Here is a 14,464-nt window from a genome sequence, read left to right as displayed (position 1 = left end):
GTGACGAAATCGTGACCTGCGATATCGTTGACCGGATGCGATGTACCGACACGCGGTACGTCGAGGAGGAGGAGTTCGTCTGATGGGTGCACAGATCGCTGTCCCTGCCCCGCTGAGGAACAGCGCGCTGCTCGGTCTGGGTGTGCACCGCCCCGAGCGCATCGTCACCAACGACGAGATCTGCCAGCAGATCGACTCGAGCGACGAATGGATCCAGTCGCGGTCCGGAATCAAGGAGCGCCGCTTCGCGAAGCAGCATCCGGAAGAGTCGGTCGTCGACATGGCGACGAGCTCCGCCGAGCAGGCCCTCGTGGCCGCCGGCCTCACGGGTGCGCAGATCGACACCGTGATCGTCGCGACCTCCACCTACCCCTTCCAGACCCCGCAGGCCGCGGCTCTCGTCGCCGACCGCATCGGCACCGGCGGCGCCGCGGCGCTCGACATCCAGGCCGGCTGCGCGGGCTTCTGCTACGCCCTCGGTGTCGCCTCCGATCTCGTGCGCGCCGGAACGGCCGAGCACGTGCTCGTCGTCGGTGTCGAGCGCATGAGCGACACCACCGAGCCCACCGATCGCTCGGTGCGCTTCATCTTCGGCGACGGTGCCGGTGCCGTGGTCGTCGGCCCGTCCGACGAGGTCGGCGTCGGTCCCACCGTCTGGGGCTCCGACGGTTCGCAGGCCAACGCGATCCGTCAGGAACCCGACTGGGTCGATTTCGCCACCAACCCGGACCAGAAGCGTCCCTGGATCATCATGGAGGGCACCGCGGTCTTCCGCTGGGCCGCCTTCGAGATGAGCAAGTTCGCCCGGCAGATCGCCGACAAGGCCGGCGTGGCCCTCGCGGACCTCGACGCCTTCGTCCCGCACCAGGCCAACCTGCGCATCAACGACGTCATCGTCAAGCAGCTCGAACTGCCCGAGACCGTCGCGGTCGCCGACGACATCATCGAGACCGGCAACACCTCCGCCGCGTCCATCCCGCTGGCGATGGAGAAGATGCTGCGCACCGGCCAGGTCGGGGTCGGATCCACCGCGCTGCTCCTCGCGTTCGGTGCCGGCCTGTCCTATGCGGGCCAGGTCGTGAAGATGCCCCCGCTCGCGAAGTAGGAAGCAGCGGTAGCAATACGACTTCGTAGCAGTATCGACATATGGCGAGTATTCGCACGTCGTCCGTTCCCCGTTGGGTCTGGATCCTGTGCTTCGTCGTGGTCTCCGTGGCCGTCGTCCNGAGCCGGGCGGTACCGGCGGGGGCACGGTCGAGAACCCCTTCGAAGCCCTCGAGGCGCTGGAGGCACTGCCCGTCCGGCCCGCCGAATCGCAGAGCGGCTACGACCGCTCACTGTTCGGCTCGGCGTGGACCGACGAAGTGACCGTCGACCTGGGGCGTAACGGCTGCGACACTCGTAACGACATCCTGCAGCGCGATCTCGTCGACGTCTCCTTCGAGCCCGGGAAGAAGCAGTGCACGGTCACTGCCGGCACGCTCGAGGACCCGTACACGGGGAAGACGATTTCCTTCCGTCGCGGGGTCGAGACCTCGTCCGCCGTGCAGATCGACCACGTCGTCGCCCTGTCGGATGCGTGGAAGAAGGGCGCCCGCCATCTGGACGACCAGCAGAAGCGGAATCTTGCGAACGATCCGCGCAACCTGATTGCCGTCGACGGCCCCACCAACCAGGGCAAGGGCGACTCCGACGCGTCGGAGTGGCTGCCGCCGAATACCGCCTTCCATTGCGAGTACGTCGTGCGGCAGATCGAGGTGAAGACGACCTACGAACTGTGGGTCACCCAGGCTGAACACGACGCGATGTCGCGGATCCTCTCCTCCTGCTGATCACGCCTCCAGCAGGGCCCGCGCGATGTCGTCCTCCGACATCAGTACGTGCGCCGCGGCCGGCCCGAGGGGCACGTAGCTGTCGTGGGAGGTGACCCGCGTGATCCGGCCCTGCCACGCATCGTCGACGAGCGTCGCGACGACCGATTCCGCGACACCCCCGCTGCGGCGCGTCTCGTCGACCACCACCACGCGCTCGAAGCGGCGGACGTGTTCGAGCAGCGCGGTCGTCGGCAGCGGCGACAACCACTGCAGGTCGAGGACGGTTGCCGCGACTCCCGCGCGACGGACGGCACGCAGACTCATCGGCACCCCGTTCCCGAAAGTCACCACCAGCACGTCGCGCCCGTCGCCGTAGACGCACACCGATCCCGGTGGAAGCCCGGCGGTGTCGGGGATCTGCTGCCACAGTCCGTCGCCCTCGTCGTAGAGGTCGCGCCGGTGGTACAGCGCGATCGGTTCCAGGTAGACGCACACCCGGCCCTCCTGACGAGCCAGCTCGACGCACGTGCGCAGCAGGGCGCCGGCCGTGGCGGGTGAACTCGGCACGGCCAGCACGAGACCGGGGATGTCGCGCAGCACGGCGACGGAATCGTCGTTGTGGAAGTGCCCGCCGAAGCCGCGCTGGTAGGGCAGGCCAGCGATGCGCACGACCATCGGATTGCGGTACCGCCCGTCGGAGAAGAACGCCAGACTCGCCGCCTCCCCGCGCAACTGGTCCTCGGCGTTGTGCAGGTAAGCCAGGTACTGGATCTCCGGGATCGGCAGCATGCCCGCGACGGCGAAGCCCAGCGCGGTGCCGAGGATCGTCTGCTCGTCGAGCAGGGTGTCGAACACGCGCAGGCGCCCGAAGCGCTCCTGCAGCCCTCGGGTGACGCCGTAGACCCCGCCTTTGAGGCCGACGTCCTCGCCGAACACGCAGGCGTGGGGATCCTCCTCGAGGAGCTGTCCGAGCGTGCGGGTGACGGCCCGGGCGAGCGTGAGCGGTTCACCGGCAGGATGCGGATCGTCGTCGACGAGCACGAGCCCGGATTCGAGCGGGCGCATCACGTCGGCGGCGGTCGCCAGTCGCGGCGGCCGGGTCAGTGAGTCCGCGACGGAGCCGACCTCGGCCCGTATCCGCTCGTACCGGTCGAGAACCCCTGCCGCATCGAGCATTCCGCGTGCGACGAGTTCACGGGCCGTACCCACCAGTGGGTCCCGCTCGTGGTCCGCGGCAAGATCCGACGGGCTGCGGTAGGCCGACTCGACGTCGGAACCGGCATGGCCGAGGAAACGCACTGCCCGCACGTGCAACAGGACCGGAGCTCGGGTCGTGCGCACCGTCTCCACGGCATCGGTTGCGGCAGCGAGCATCTCCACCGCATCGGCGCCGTCCACCGACCGGTACTCGATCCCCGGATACGACGACAGCGACCGCTCGAGCCAGCCGGGCGGGGTGGGCACACTGATGCCGAGTCCGTTGTCCTCACACACCAGCAGCAACGGCAACGGCAACCCGCGGTGCCGGCAGTAGGCGGCCGCGTTCAGGGCGCCGACGGCCGTCGAATGGTTCGCCGAGGCATCACCGAAACTGCACACCACCACCGAATCCCACGGCCACGCCGCGTCGAGCCCGAGTCGCTGCATCCGCGGTATCGCGAGGGCGAGACCGACGGCCCGCGGCATGTGCGAGGCGATGGTCGACGTCTGCGGCAGGATGTTCAGGCCGGCGTTGCCGAACACCTTGTGCCGGCCCGCCGAGATCGGATCGAGCGTGGACGCCGCACATCCGGCGAGCACGTCGCGGATCGGGGTACTGTCCTCGACGAGCGACGCGCGAGCCGCGTAGAAACCGCCCGAACGGTAGTGCAGCAGAGCGGGATCCGTCACCCGCGTGCACAGGCCCAGCGCGGCGTTCGATTCGTGGCCCGCCGATGCGATGGTGTAGAAGCCTTCGCCGCGTCCCTGCAGGGTGCGGGCCGCGACATCGAGGTGCCGCGACTGCACCTGGGCGTCGAAGTACCGCGCCAACCGGTCGTCGTCGACCTGCCGGTCGACCGGACGCGTCGGCGGTGCGTGCCCGGGCAGAGCGCGCACCGCGGTGACGAAACGTTCGTCGAGTTCGTCGGCGGCGGTCACTCCTTCTTTCTACGCCCGATCACCTCGGAAGGAGGTGGATCGGCCCCCCGTCGTTCGGGAACGGCAACGACGTGAAGTTCATCGGCTCGACGTAGTCGGCCGGCACGTGCCAGCGGAAACGCAACAGCAGATGGTGCAGCACCGTCTTGATCTCCGCTCCCGAGAAATGCATGCCCAGGCACCGATGCGCGCCACCGCCGAAGGGCGCCCACGCGTACTTGTGCACCTTGTCCTCGCGGCGCTCCGGCGAGAACCGCTCGGGAAGCGTGCATCACATCTCGGTTGCGTCGATTCGTCCCACGGGACGGTCGCTGGTCGGGCGTGCGGGTGCGTGCCATGCTGGCGCCATGGACGTCGAACGCCCCAAGCTCGAAGGCACCGTCGCGGTCGGGGAGGGCCGCCGGCTCGGTTTCGCCGAGTTCGGGTCGGCCCAGGGCCGCACGGTGTTCTGGCTGCACGGCACGCCGGGTGCGCGCCGCCAGGTTCCCATCGAGGCCCGCGCCTTCGCCGAACGGAACCACATCCGCCTCATCGGGATCGACCGCCCGGGGATCGGCTCGTCTACACCGCACATCTACGAGAACGTCCTCGCGTTCAGCGACGACCTGCGCATCGTCGCCGACACCCTCGGGGTCGACCGCATGGCCCTCGTCGGACTGTCCGGCGGCGGCCCCTACACCCTCGCCGCGGCCTATGCACTACGCGAACGGGTCGTCGCGGCTGCGGTCCTCGGCGGTGTGGCACCGGTCGTCGGTCCCGAGTCGATCGACAGCAACCTGATGAAGCTGGGCGCCTTCGTCGCGCCGGCACTGCAGACCGCGGGCGTCCCCATCGGCGTGGCGATGAGCGCGGCGATCCGCGTGGTGCGCCCGTTCGCGTCGCCGATCATCGACCTGTACGGACGGTTCTCACCCGAGGCCGACCGCCGCCTGCTCGCCCGTCCCGAGTTCAAGACGATGTTCCTCGACGACCTGCTCAACGGCAGCCGACGTCAGATCTCCGCGCCGTTCGCCGACATCGTCGTATTCACCCGCGACTGGGGTTTCCGCGTCTCCGACGTGAAGGTGCCCGTGCGGTGGTGGCACGGCGACACCGACCACATCATCCCGATCGAACACGGCCTGCACATGGTGGACCTGCTGCCCGACGCCCAGTTCCACCACCTGCCCGGCGAGAGTCATCTCGGGGGTCTCGGTGCGTCGGAGGAGATCCTCACTACGGTTCTGAAGTTGTGGGACCAGGACTGACCGAGGGCGAACGCCCGCTGCCGAGAGCGCTGCACCTGCGACCGTCGGCGCTGGCGGCGGTCGCCGTGGGCGGTCTGCTCGGGACGAGTGCCCGCTACGGCCTCGGCCGGTGGTTCCCCGTCGAGTCCGGGGGCTGGCCGGTCACGACCTTCGCGATCAACGTCCTCGGTGCGCTGCTGCTCGGATTCCTGCTCGAGGCACTGATCCGCATCGGTCCCGACACCTCCTGGCGTCAGGTGGTCCGGCTCGGGGTGGGCACCGGTGCGCTGGGCTCGTTCACCACCTACAGCGCGCTCGCGGTCGACACCGACCTGCTGCTGCGCGGCGGTGAACTCGTCGCCGCGGCAACCTATGCGCTCGGCACGATGCTCGTCGGCCTTCTCGCGACCGGCATCGGTGTCGCGCTGGGCGCGTGGTTCGGGAGTCGCCGAGCGGCACGGCGATGATCGCGGTGTGGGTGGCGTTGGCAGGCAGCGCCGGTGCGGTGACGCGGTTCGTCGTCGACAGTGCTCTGCGTGCCCGCTCCGGATCGTCCCTCCCGTGGCCGACCGTGCTGATCAACGTCATCGGTTCGTTGCTGCTGGGGCTGCTCACCGGTGCGGTGCTGTTCCACGACGCCGCCGCGGAGTTGCTCGCCGTCGTCGGGGTGGGGTTCTGCGGCGGGTTCACCACCTTCAGCACGACCAGCGTCGACTCCGTCCGCCTGATCGTGGCGCGCCGCTACGGTGCCGCCTGCGCGATCGCGCTGGGCACCCTGGCGACCACGCTCATCGCGGCGGCCGCCGGGCTCGCTCTCACCGCCGTGTGGTGATCAGCGAGCGCGGTCGATGAGGCCGAGCACCGAGCGCAGTTCGTCGGCGTCGACCTGCCCGGGTGCCGAGGCGGTGCCGACCATCCCGAACGTCGCCGCCGATCCGAAGACCTGCCCGGCGATCCGCGACACCACGCCGAGGCCGCCCATCGACATGGTGATCAACGGGCGGTCGGCGTGGTCCTCGTGCATGGTGCGGGTCGCGTCGAGCAGGGTGAGCACGTCGGCCGTCGACTGCGGCATGACGGCGATCTTGCAGATGTCGGCGCCGAGTTCCTGCATCTCGCGTAGCCGCGCGACGATCTCGTCCTTCGGCGGAGTGGCGTCGAAGTCGTGGTTCGACGCCACCACCGCAACACCGCAGGCGTGGGCCGCCGCGACGATCCGCTCGACGGCGGCACGGTCGCGGCGGTACTCGACGTCCACCAGATCCACCGCGCCGCTCTCGGCGAGTGCAACCGTCAGATCGGCGTACGCCTCGTCGCCGATCGCGATCTCGCCGCCCTCGTCGGCGGTGCGGCAGGTCGCGAGCAGGGGAGTGCCCTGCAACTGCTCGGACAACGAGCCGGCCTGCGCGACCACCGAGGCGACGTCGTCGACGGTGTGGAAGAAGTCCACGCGCCATTCGACGACGTCGGCCCGCTCGGCGACGGCCGCGATCTGTTCGCGCAGCACCTCGGGGGTGCGGCCGGTGACGGGGACGAGGATCGTGGGTGCGCCTTCACCGATCACCACGTCCTTGACGCGAACCGGTGTGATCGTTCGTCCCACGTGCCGTCTCCGTTCCCTCGTCCGATGATCGGCCCTATTCGATCACGACCGCTTCGAACCGCTGTCCGCAGTGTCCGCACCGGCCTCGGTCCCCTCGACGACCACGACGGCGTCGTCCTTCGCCGCCTTCGACGGGTCGGCGATCGCCTCGCCACGCGCGACCATGAGTGCTTCGTCGGAGAGCGGGATCTCCTTGATGAAGCACGCCAGGACGAATGCGATGAGCAGGAACGGGATGAGGTACCAGAACACCGGCGCCAGCGAGTCGGCGTAGGCGTCGACGATGCCTTCGCGGACGGGATCGGGCAGCAGCTTCATCGCCGCCGGATCGACGGTCGCGGTGGCCTGGCCGGCCTGCTCCGGTGTCGCACCGGCCGCGGTGAAGACCTCGACGAGCTTCTCCGCCAGGCGGTTGGTGAAGATGGTGCCGAAGATCGCGACACCGAGCGCCGCACCGACCTCACGGAAGTAGTTGTTCGAGCTCGTCGCGGTGCCGATCTCGTCGGCGGGCACCGCGTTCTGCACGATCAGGATGACGACCTGCATGATCAGGCCGAGACCCAGACCGAAGACGAACAGCATCGAGCAGATCACCCACAGCGGGGTGTCGCCCTCGAGGGTGGTCAGCCACAGCATGCCCGCCGCGGTGATGAGCGAACCGACGATCGGATAGATCTTGTAGCGCTGGGTCTTGGTGATGGCCAGACCCGAGCCGATCGAGGTGATCATCAGACCGGCCATCATCGGCAGCAGCAACAGACCCGAGACCGCGGCCGAGGTGCCCGACGACATCTGCAGGAAGGTCGGCATGAACGCGATCGCCGAGAACATGCCGAGGCCGAGGACGAAACCGATGGCCGTGGCGTTGACGAAGATCGAGTTGCGGAACAGCGACAGCGGGATGATCGGATCCTGCGCCCGCGACTCGACGAGCACGAACAGGCACACGAACACCACGAGTCCGGCGCCGAACATCCACGTGAGCGGAGCGGTCCAGCCGCGATCGGCGTCGCCACCGAAATCCGTGAAGAAGATCAGGCAGGTCGTGGCGAGGGAGAGCGTGAGCACGCCGAGGATGTCGATCCGCTTCGTCGGCTTCTTCACCGGCAGGCGCAGCGCGAACCAGGTGATGACGAACGCGATGATGCCGACCGGCACGTTGATGTAGAAGCACCACTCCCACGTCAAGTGGTCGACGAAGAAGCCGCCGATCAGCGGGCCACCGACGGCCGACAGACCGAAGATCGCGCCGAGCGGGCCCATGTACTTACCGCGTTCGCTCGCGGGCACGATGTCGGCGATGATCGCCTGCGACAGGATCATCAGACCGCCACCCCCGAAGCCCTGGATCGCGCGGAAGACCACGAAGGTCCAGAAGTCGTCGGTCATCGAGCACGCCGCGGAGGCGAGGGTGAACACGCCGATCGCGATGAGGAACAGGTACCGGCGCCCGAAGACGTCGCCGAACTTGCCGTAGATCGGCATCACGATGGTCACCGCGAGCAGGTAGGCGGTGGTGATCCACGCCTGGTGTTCGACGCCGCCGAGTTGCCCGACGATCGTGGGCATGGCGGTGGAGACGATCGTCTGGTCCAGGCTGGCGAGCATCATGCCCGCGATGAGCGCGGAGAAGATGATCCAGATCCGTCGCTGGGTGAGAACCAGAGGTTCCGAAGTGGTGGTCACGGTGTTCCTGTCGGAATAGGAATATCGAGCTGTTAGGCGAAGGTGGCCTGCACAGAGGTGAGGCGATCGGAAATTGTTGCACTCGGTAACTTCTGCTGCAAGGCAATTTCCTCCGGGTCACTCGAACCAGGACCGCACGGGCGGTTTGACCCACATGATCTTCTCGTCCTCGTCGGTGCGGACCGCTGCCGGATGATCCGGGTGCTTCTGCGCCCACGCCGTCTTCTCGTCCATCAATCTCGCGGCGAGTTCCCAGGTCTCCATCGTGCGCGGCGGATGCGCATCCGCGGCCCGCGCCAGCTTGCGTCGCGTCTCGTCGGTCATGGCGAGCAGTTCGGCTCCCGAGATGCCGCGGTTCCATGCATACCGGGCCAGGGTCACGGCCTTGTCCCGCCGGTTCTTCTCGGCGCGATCGGTGTGGGCGAAGTCGGCGTCGCTCATGCTCCGAAGGTACGCGCCGGCCCGGATCGGGTTCACCGTCGACGATCCCGGATCCGGCCACGACGGTGCTGCCGTCTGTCTACCCTCGATGAGGGGGGCCGAGGAGGCGTGATGACGGCCGACGAGATCCCGGAGGGCACACCCGACACGGTCGTGGCCCGTGCCGCCCGGCCGCCGCGGGTGCCGGTGTTCGACCCGACCCTCGGCATCGACGTTCCCCGGTCCTTCCGCGGCACACCGCCACACCGATTGGTGGCGCTCGGCGACTCCCTGCTGCAGGGCTTCCAGAGCGGCGCGATCTACAACACCGACGTCTCCGTCCCGGCGATCGTCGCCCACGAGCTCGGCGCCGATCTCCGATACCCGCGCTTCGGTGGACCGGGCGGACTGCCGTTGAACGTCGAAGTGCTGTTGCGCCGGATCGAGGAGCGGCACGGATCGACGCTGCAACCGTGGGAGCTGCCGACGGCGCTGTTCACGGCGCGCGGCTTCATGGACGAGGTCGAGGACTACTGGGAACGCGGACCCGGCGCGACACCACCGCTCGTCGGATATCTCCACAACCTGTCGTGTTTCGGCTGGGATCTGCGCGACGCGCTGCAGAAGACCGCCCGCGTCTGCGCCGAACGTATCGCAACACCCCGCGACGATCTCGTGCGGCAACTCGTCGAGAACAACGGGGAGCGGGCGGCGCTGTACGTCTATCCGAACACCGACGACCGGCGCCGCGAGATGACACTGTTCGACGTCGCGGCCGAACTCGGTGCCGAGCACGACGGCGACACCGAGGCGGGCATCGAGACACTCGTCGTCTTCCTCGGTTCGAACAACGCGCTGCAGACCGTCACCGAATTGCAGGTCGTGTGGAGCGGCGACGACTTCCGCGACCTCGACGCGAAACAGGCCTACACGATCTGGCGGCCCGAACATTTCGACAGCGAGTTCGCGGCTGTCGTCGCGAAGCTCCGCGACATCGACGCGCGGCACGTGGTGCTGTGCACCGTCCCGCACGTCACCATCGCTCCGATCGCCCGGGGGATCGGGACGAAGAACGGCTCGCCGTACTTCCCCTACTACACCCGGCCGTGGGTGGACGCGCGCCGCTTCGATGCGAGCCGCGACGAACACATCACCGGTGCGCAGGCCCGCATGGTCGACGCCGCGATCGACCTGTTCGACGAGACGATCACCGAAGCGGTCGCCGACGCGCGACGTGCCGGACTGGACTGGTATCTGCTCGACACCGCGGGCATCCTCGACCGCCTGGCCGCGCGCCGCTACGTCGACGACCTCGATGCGCGACCCGCGTGGTGGCAGCCGTACCCGCTACCGCCGACGCTCGCCGCGCTCGACCCGGTACCGGACACGCGTTTCCTGTCGGCCGACGGTCACGGCGGTCGCGACAGCGGGGGATTGTTCTCCCTCGACGGTGTGCACCCGACGACGGTCGCCTACGGGATCCTCGCCCAGGAGATCATCGACGTGATGGTGCGTGCCGGCGTCGAATTCCGGTCGCCGAACGGAACGGTGCGAAACGGTCCTGTCGCCGTGGATTTCGAGCGTCTGCTCCGGCACGACACCCTTGTGCGTACGCCACCGCAGAACATCGATTCGACGCTGTCGATCCTGGGGTGGGTCGACGAGGTGCTCGAGTGTTCCGGGTGCAGTTGCGTTTCGGTCTGTGAGGGATCAGGTCAGGTTGATGACGTGAGCGTGTGTCGCCACGGCGTCCTGCATCTTCTTCCGCGACAGCGAGCGCGGACCGCACGCGCATCCCGACGGAATGGCGTCGTCCTCGAACTGCGTCACCTCCAGGGTGTCCACATACTCCGAATTGAGTGATGTGCCGTTGTGCGGTGTCGCTTCGCGGTCGCGGTTGCCGCGGCCGCCGGGACCGCTGCGGGAGACCACGACCTGCCCCTCGGTGGTGTTGTACACCGCCGCTACGGTGTGGCCCTTGGGACAACGAACCTTGAGGACGGCCTTCTCGGTCCGCTGGGGTCCGAGTTCCTTCACTGCGGCGAGTGCGAGCTTGCGACGTTCGGTCGGGGGTGTCGTGGCGATATCCATTTTCCTATTCCACCTCACAGTGTCGGGGTTCACAGGGCTTCGGCAGAACCGCTTCGGGGTTTGTTTTCAGATGATCTCGTCGGTGAGCCGGTGCGGTGTGCCGAATCGATGAGCGGTGATCGTGACGGACTGTTCGGCCAGGAACGGCAGCATTTCGATTCGTCCGGATCCGGTCACCGGATGGTCGAACACCGCGATGTCGCATCGGGTGTTCCATTCGGCGGGCGGCGCTGCGCCGATCAGGCGGACACGCGCCGGGGTCGTGTCGACGATCCGTTCCTCCCATTCCACATCACTCTCCACGCGCACGCGACCGCCGAAACGTGCTGTATTCGAGCATCTTACGAGATCGACGGCGAAAGCCGAAGAGATTTCCACCGGCGCGCCCGCCCGGGCCGCGGCACCGAGCACGCGCACGAGTTCGTCGGGCCGCCCGGCCTCACCGAGGCGTACGTGTGTGCGAACGGGCCGGTACCGGAACAGGTTCCGCTCTGCCGAGAGTCCTGTGACATCTTGTGCCACAGCGAATTCCGACGTCCATGCTCGCTCGTCGTCCTCGAACGCCCGGCGCAGCGTGTCCTCGTCCCAGGCGCACGGTTCCCAGGAACCGAAGCCGAAGAGATAGTTCGGCCCGCCCGCCTTGAAGCCCGCTCCCACCGACGACTTCTTCCAACCCCCGAAGGGTTGCCGTCGCACGATGGCACCGGTGATACCGCGATTGACGTACACATTCCCGGCCTGCACCCGATCGAGCCAGCGGGCGATCTCGTCCGAATCCAGCGAGTGCAGACCCGCCGTGAGCCCGTAGTCCACCTCGTTCTGGATCGCGATCGCCTCGTCCAGATCGGCCGCGGTCATCACCCCCAGCACCGGACCGAAGAACTCGACGAGATGCGTGCGCGACCCGCCTCGCACCCCGGTGCGCACACCTGGCGTCCACAGCCGGCCCTCCTCGTCGAGCCGGCGCGGTTCGACGAGCCACGACTCGCCGTCGTCGAGTTCGGTGAGCGCGGTGAGCAGTTTGCCCTGCGCCGGTCCGATCAACGGCCCCATACGTGTTCGCGGATCGTGCGCAGGCCCGACCGGCAGTGACCGCACCGCGTCGACGAGCTGGTCGCGGAACCGGCGGGAGGTCGCCACGGAGCCGACGAGGATCACGAGCGACGACGCCGAGCACTTCTGCCCGGCATGCCCGAACGCCGACTGCGCGATGTCGCGCACCGCCAGATCCGGATCGGCGCTCGGCGTCACGACGATCGCGTTCTTGCCGCTCGTCTCGGCGAGCAGTCGCATCCCCGGACGCAGCGAACGGAAGAGTTCGGCGGTCTCGTAGGCACCGGTGAGCACCACCCGGTCGACGCGCGGGTCGGAGACGAGCTTCGTGCCCAGCGACCGTTCGTCGGCGTGGACGAGGTGCAGGACGTCGCGGGGCACGCCGGCATCCCACATCGCCTCGGCGAGCACCGACCCGCACCGAGCCGTGAGCGTCGCGGGCTTGAGGACCACCGCCGAACCGGACGCCAACGCCCCGAGCGTCGACCCCGCCGGGATCGCGACCGGGAAGTTCCACGGCGGCGTCACGACGGTGAGGGTCGACGGCACGAACCGCGCACCGTCGATCTCGTCGAGCGCGCGGGCCAGCTCGGCGTAGTACCGCGCGAAGTCGATCGCTTCCGAGACCTCCGGATCGGACTGGTCGAGCGTCTTACCGCCCTCGGCCGCCATCACCTCGAGCAGATCGGCGCGCCGCGCCTCGAGCACATCGGCCACCTGTTCGAGGATCCGTGCGCGTTCGGCACCGCTGCGGGCACCCCAGACACGACCGGCCGCGTTCGCGTCGACCAGCACGCGCTCGAGGTCGTCCTCGGAGGAGAGGGTGTGGGCGCGCACGGTGTCGATACCGAGTTTCGACGACGGCACCCGCTCGAGGATGCGGCGCCCCCACTCCCGGTTCTGCGGCAGGGACGGATCGGTGTCCGGTGTGTTCGTGAACACCGGCGGCGCAGGGGTGGGAGGACCCTGCCGGTTCTGCGTGCGGTTGGGGGAGGGGACGCTGTCGTCGAGCGCCGCCACCGACGCACGGAACCGCTGCTCCTCGCGTCCGAACAGGGCGGGATCGTCGGCCAGATCGAACACCGCCGACATGAAATTCTCCTGCCCCGAACCCTCGTCGAGCCGACGCACCAGATACGAGATCGCGACGTCGAACTCGTCGGGGCGGACGACGGGTGTGTAGAGCAACAGGCTGCCGACGTGTCGACGGATCACCTCGGCCTGGCTCTGCGCCATGCCGAGGAGCATCTCGAAGTCGATCCCGTTGCGCACCTGCCGGCGACCGGCGAGCTCCCACGCGTAGGCGATGTCGAAGAGATTGTGCCCGGCCACCCCGATCCGCACGTTCTCGATCCGCTCGGGCGTGAACGCGTAGTGCAGCAGCCGCTTGTAGTTCGTATCGGTCTCCTGCTTGGTGCTCCACGTCGCGAGCGGCCATCCGTGCAGCGACGCGTCGACCCGTTCCATCGGCAGGTTGGCGCCCTTGACCACCCGGATCTTGATCGCGGCGCCGCCGCCTGCGCGTCGCGCCGCCGCCCACCGCTGCAGTTCGATCATGGCGGTCAGGGCGTCGGGCAGATACGCCTGTAGCACGATTCCGGCCTCGAGATGGAGGAACTCGGGACGGTCGAGCAGCGTCGTGAACGCCGCGACCGTCACGTCCAGGTCGTGGTACTCCTCCATGTCGAGATTGACGAACTTCGGCGTCGGCGAGGTCGCGGCGAGACGGTACAGCGGGGTGAGCCGCTCGACGATGTCCGCGACGGTCTCGTCGAACGCCCATGGCGAGTGCGGCGCGACGGCCGCCGAGACCTTGAGCGAGACGTAGTCGACGTCGTCACGTGCCAGCAACGCATGGGTGCCCTCGAAACGGCGACGCGCCTCGGCCTCGCCGAGGACGGCTTCGCCCAGCAGGTTGAGGTTGAGCCGGATGCCGGGGCGTTGCAGTCGTGCGATGGCCCGGCCCAGCGCGGCATCGTCGGTGTCGACGACGAGGTGCCCGACCATCGTCCGGAGCGCGCGACGCGCGGCGGGGACGACGAGGTGCGGGAAGCGGGGACCGATCGCGCCGCCCGCCCGCACGGCCGCGCGGAGGTGGACGGGAAGGAAATCCGGTATGTTCCGCGACAATTCGGCAAGGGCATGCGCTGCGGTCGCCGGATCCTCGGGGCGGATGACCTCGTCGACGAAGCGCACGGTGAACTCGAGTCCGTGGGGATCCTTCAGAACGTCGGCGAGGTGGCGGGCCGCACGGTCGGGTGCGACCTTCGACGATTCCTCCACCCACCGGCGGGCCAGAGCGACAGCATCCTCGACGATCCGCACGATGCGCCTCCGATCGACGGCGTTTCGAACCTGACGCCAATCTACCCACCGGAGCCGGTTCGCGTTTGCGGTCCGCGGTGCCGGGAATACAGCGCGAAGGGGACAGT

11 protein-coding genes and 1 pseudogene are annotated in these 14,464 nt (G+C 68.4%); 6 read left to right on the top strand and 6 right to left on the bottom strand.

Translation table 11 applies throughout. The features are described 5' to 3' along the window. Nucleotides 1-82: 82 nt before the first annotated feature. Nucleotides 83-1,105: a beta-ketoacyl-ACP synthase III gene (locus tag QR64_RS09405; RefSeq protein WP_006552661.1), complete on the top strand. Its 1,023-nt coding sequence runs from the start codon at nucleotides 83-85 to the stop codon at nucleotides 1,103-1,105. Between the two features lie 121 nt (nucleotides 1,106-1,226). Further along, the coding region (locus QR64_RS09400) for an HNH endonuclease family protein (RefSeq protein ID WP_235367076.1) at nucleotides 1,227-1,832 on the top strand (606 nt) is incomplete at its 5' end. On the opposite strand, the gene QR64_RS09395 is transcribed toward QR64_RS09400, so the two are convergent. Together QR64_RS09395 and QR64_RS09390 are read right to left on the bottom strand one after the other, a co-directional pair. Next, nucleotides 1,833-3,953 (bottom strand): thiamine pyrophosphate-dependent enzyme, encoded by a 2,121-nt coding sequence (locus QR64_RS09395; protein ID WP_039585000.1) that lies wholly within the window; start codon nucleotides 3,951-3,953, stop codon nucleotides 1,833-1,835. 19 nt (nucleotides 3,954-3,972) lie between these two features. After that, nucleotides 3,973-4,215 (bottom strand): annotated as a pseudogene (locus QR64_RS09390) (cytochrome P450); the annotation flags it as partial. 85 nt (nucleotides 4,216-4,300) lie between these two features. On the opposite strand from QR64_RS09390, the gene QR64_RS09385 reads away from it, so the two are divergent. Genes QR64_RS09385 through crcB form a run of 3 tightly spaced genes read left to right on the top strand, consistent with a single transcriptional unit; the run spans nucleotide 4,301 to nucleotide 6,011 of the window. Beyond that, entirely contained in the window at nucleotides 4,301-5,200 is a 900-nt protein-coding gene (locus QR64_RS09385; RefSeq protein WP_006552657.1) for an alpha/beta fold hydrolase, read from the top strand. Further along, nucleotides 5,185-5,646 carry a fluoride efflux transporter FluC gene (locus tag QR64_RS09380; RefSeq protein ID WP_039584997.1) on the top strand — a complete coding sequence of 154 codons (462 nt, stop codon included), beginning with the start codon at nucleotides 5,185-5,187 and terminating at the stop codon, nucleotides 5,644-5,646. The genes QR64_RS09385 and QR64_RS09380 overlap by 16 nt, the downstream gene beginning before the upstream one ends. Continuing rightward, the gene (gene crcB, locus QR64_RS09375) at nucleotides 5,643-6,011 is read left to right on the top strand and encodes a fluoride efflux transporter CrcB (RefSeq protein WP_006552655.1); all 369 of its coding nucleotides are present in this window, start codon (nucleotides 5,643-5,645) and stop codon (nucleotides 6,009-6,011) included. Before QR64_RS09380 ends, crcB begins: the two co-directional genes overlap by 4 nt. Here the strand turns inward: crcB and aroD are convergent, their stop codons facing one another. The 3 genes from aroD to QR64_RS09360 form a co-directional block, all read right to left on the bottom strand. Continuing rightward, a complete protein-coding gene (gene aroD / locus QR64_RS09370) occupies nucleotides 6,012-6,782 on the bottom strand; it encodes a type I 3-dehydroquinate dehydratase (RefSeq protein WP_039584995.1) in 771 nt (256 codons plus the stop codon). It abuts the gene before it with no gap. 42 nt (nucleotides 6,783-6,824) lie between these two features. Further along, on the bottom strand, nucleotides 6,825-8,468 hold the full coding sequence (locus QR64_RS09365; protein ID WP_019290902.1) for an MDR family MFS transporter: 1,644 nt from the start codon (nucleotides 8,466-8,468) through the stop codon (nucleotides 6,825-6,827). 117 nt (nucleotides 8,469-8,585) lie between these two features. Continuing rightward, a complete protein-coding gene (locus tag QR64_RS09360; RefSeq protein WP_024102029.1) occupies nucleotides 8,586-8,909 on the bottom strand; it encodes a hypothetical protein in 324 nt (107 codons plus the stop codon). Nucleotides 8,910-9,020: 111 nt separating this feature from the next. Here QR64_RS09360 and QR64_RS09355 point away from each other — a divergent pair, with 111 nt between their 5' ends. After that, nucleotides 9,021-10,751, top strand: coding sequence for a hypothetical protein (locus tag QR64_RS09355; RefSeq protein ID WP_235367075.1), 1,731 nt, complete (start codon nucleotides 9,021-9,023; stop codon nucleotides 10,749-10,751). A 294-nt stretch (nucleotides 10,752-11,045) separates the two neighbouring features. Here the strand turns inward: QR64_RS09355 and QR64_RS09345 are convergent, their stop codons facing one another. Further along, nucleotides 11,046-14,357: a bifunctional proline dehydrogenase/L-glutamate gamma-semialdehyde dehydrogenase gene (locus QR64_RS09345; RefSeq protein ID WP_039584993.1), complete on the bottom strand. Its 3,312-nt coding sequence runs from the start codon at nucleotides 14,355-14,357 to the stop codon at nucleotides 11,046-11,048. Between the last annotated feature and the right edge of the window lie 107 nt (nucleotides 14,358-14,464).

Origin of the sequence: Rhodococcus sp. Chr-9 (assembly GCF_000801125.1) — a bacterium.
GTDB classification, from domain to species: Bacteria; Actinomycetota; Actinomycetes; order Mycobacteriales; family Mycobacteriaceae; genus Rhodococcus; species Rhodococcus pyridinivorans.
The sequence above is the reverse complement of the archived record's forward strand: the minus strand, read 5'-3'. Positions and strand labels throughout refer to the sequence as shown.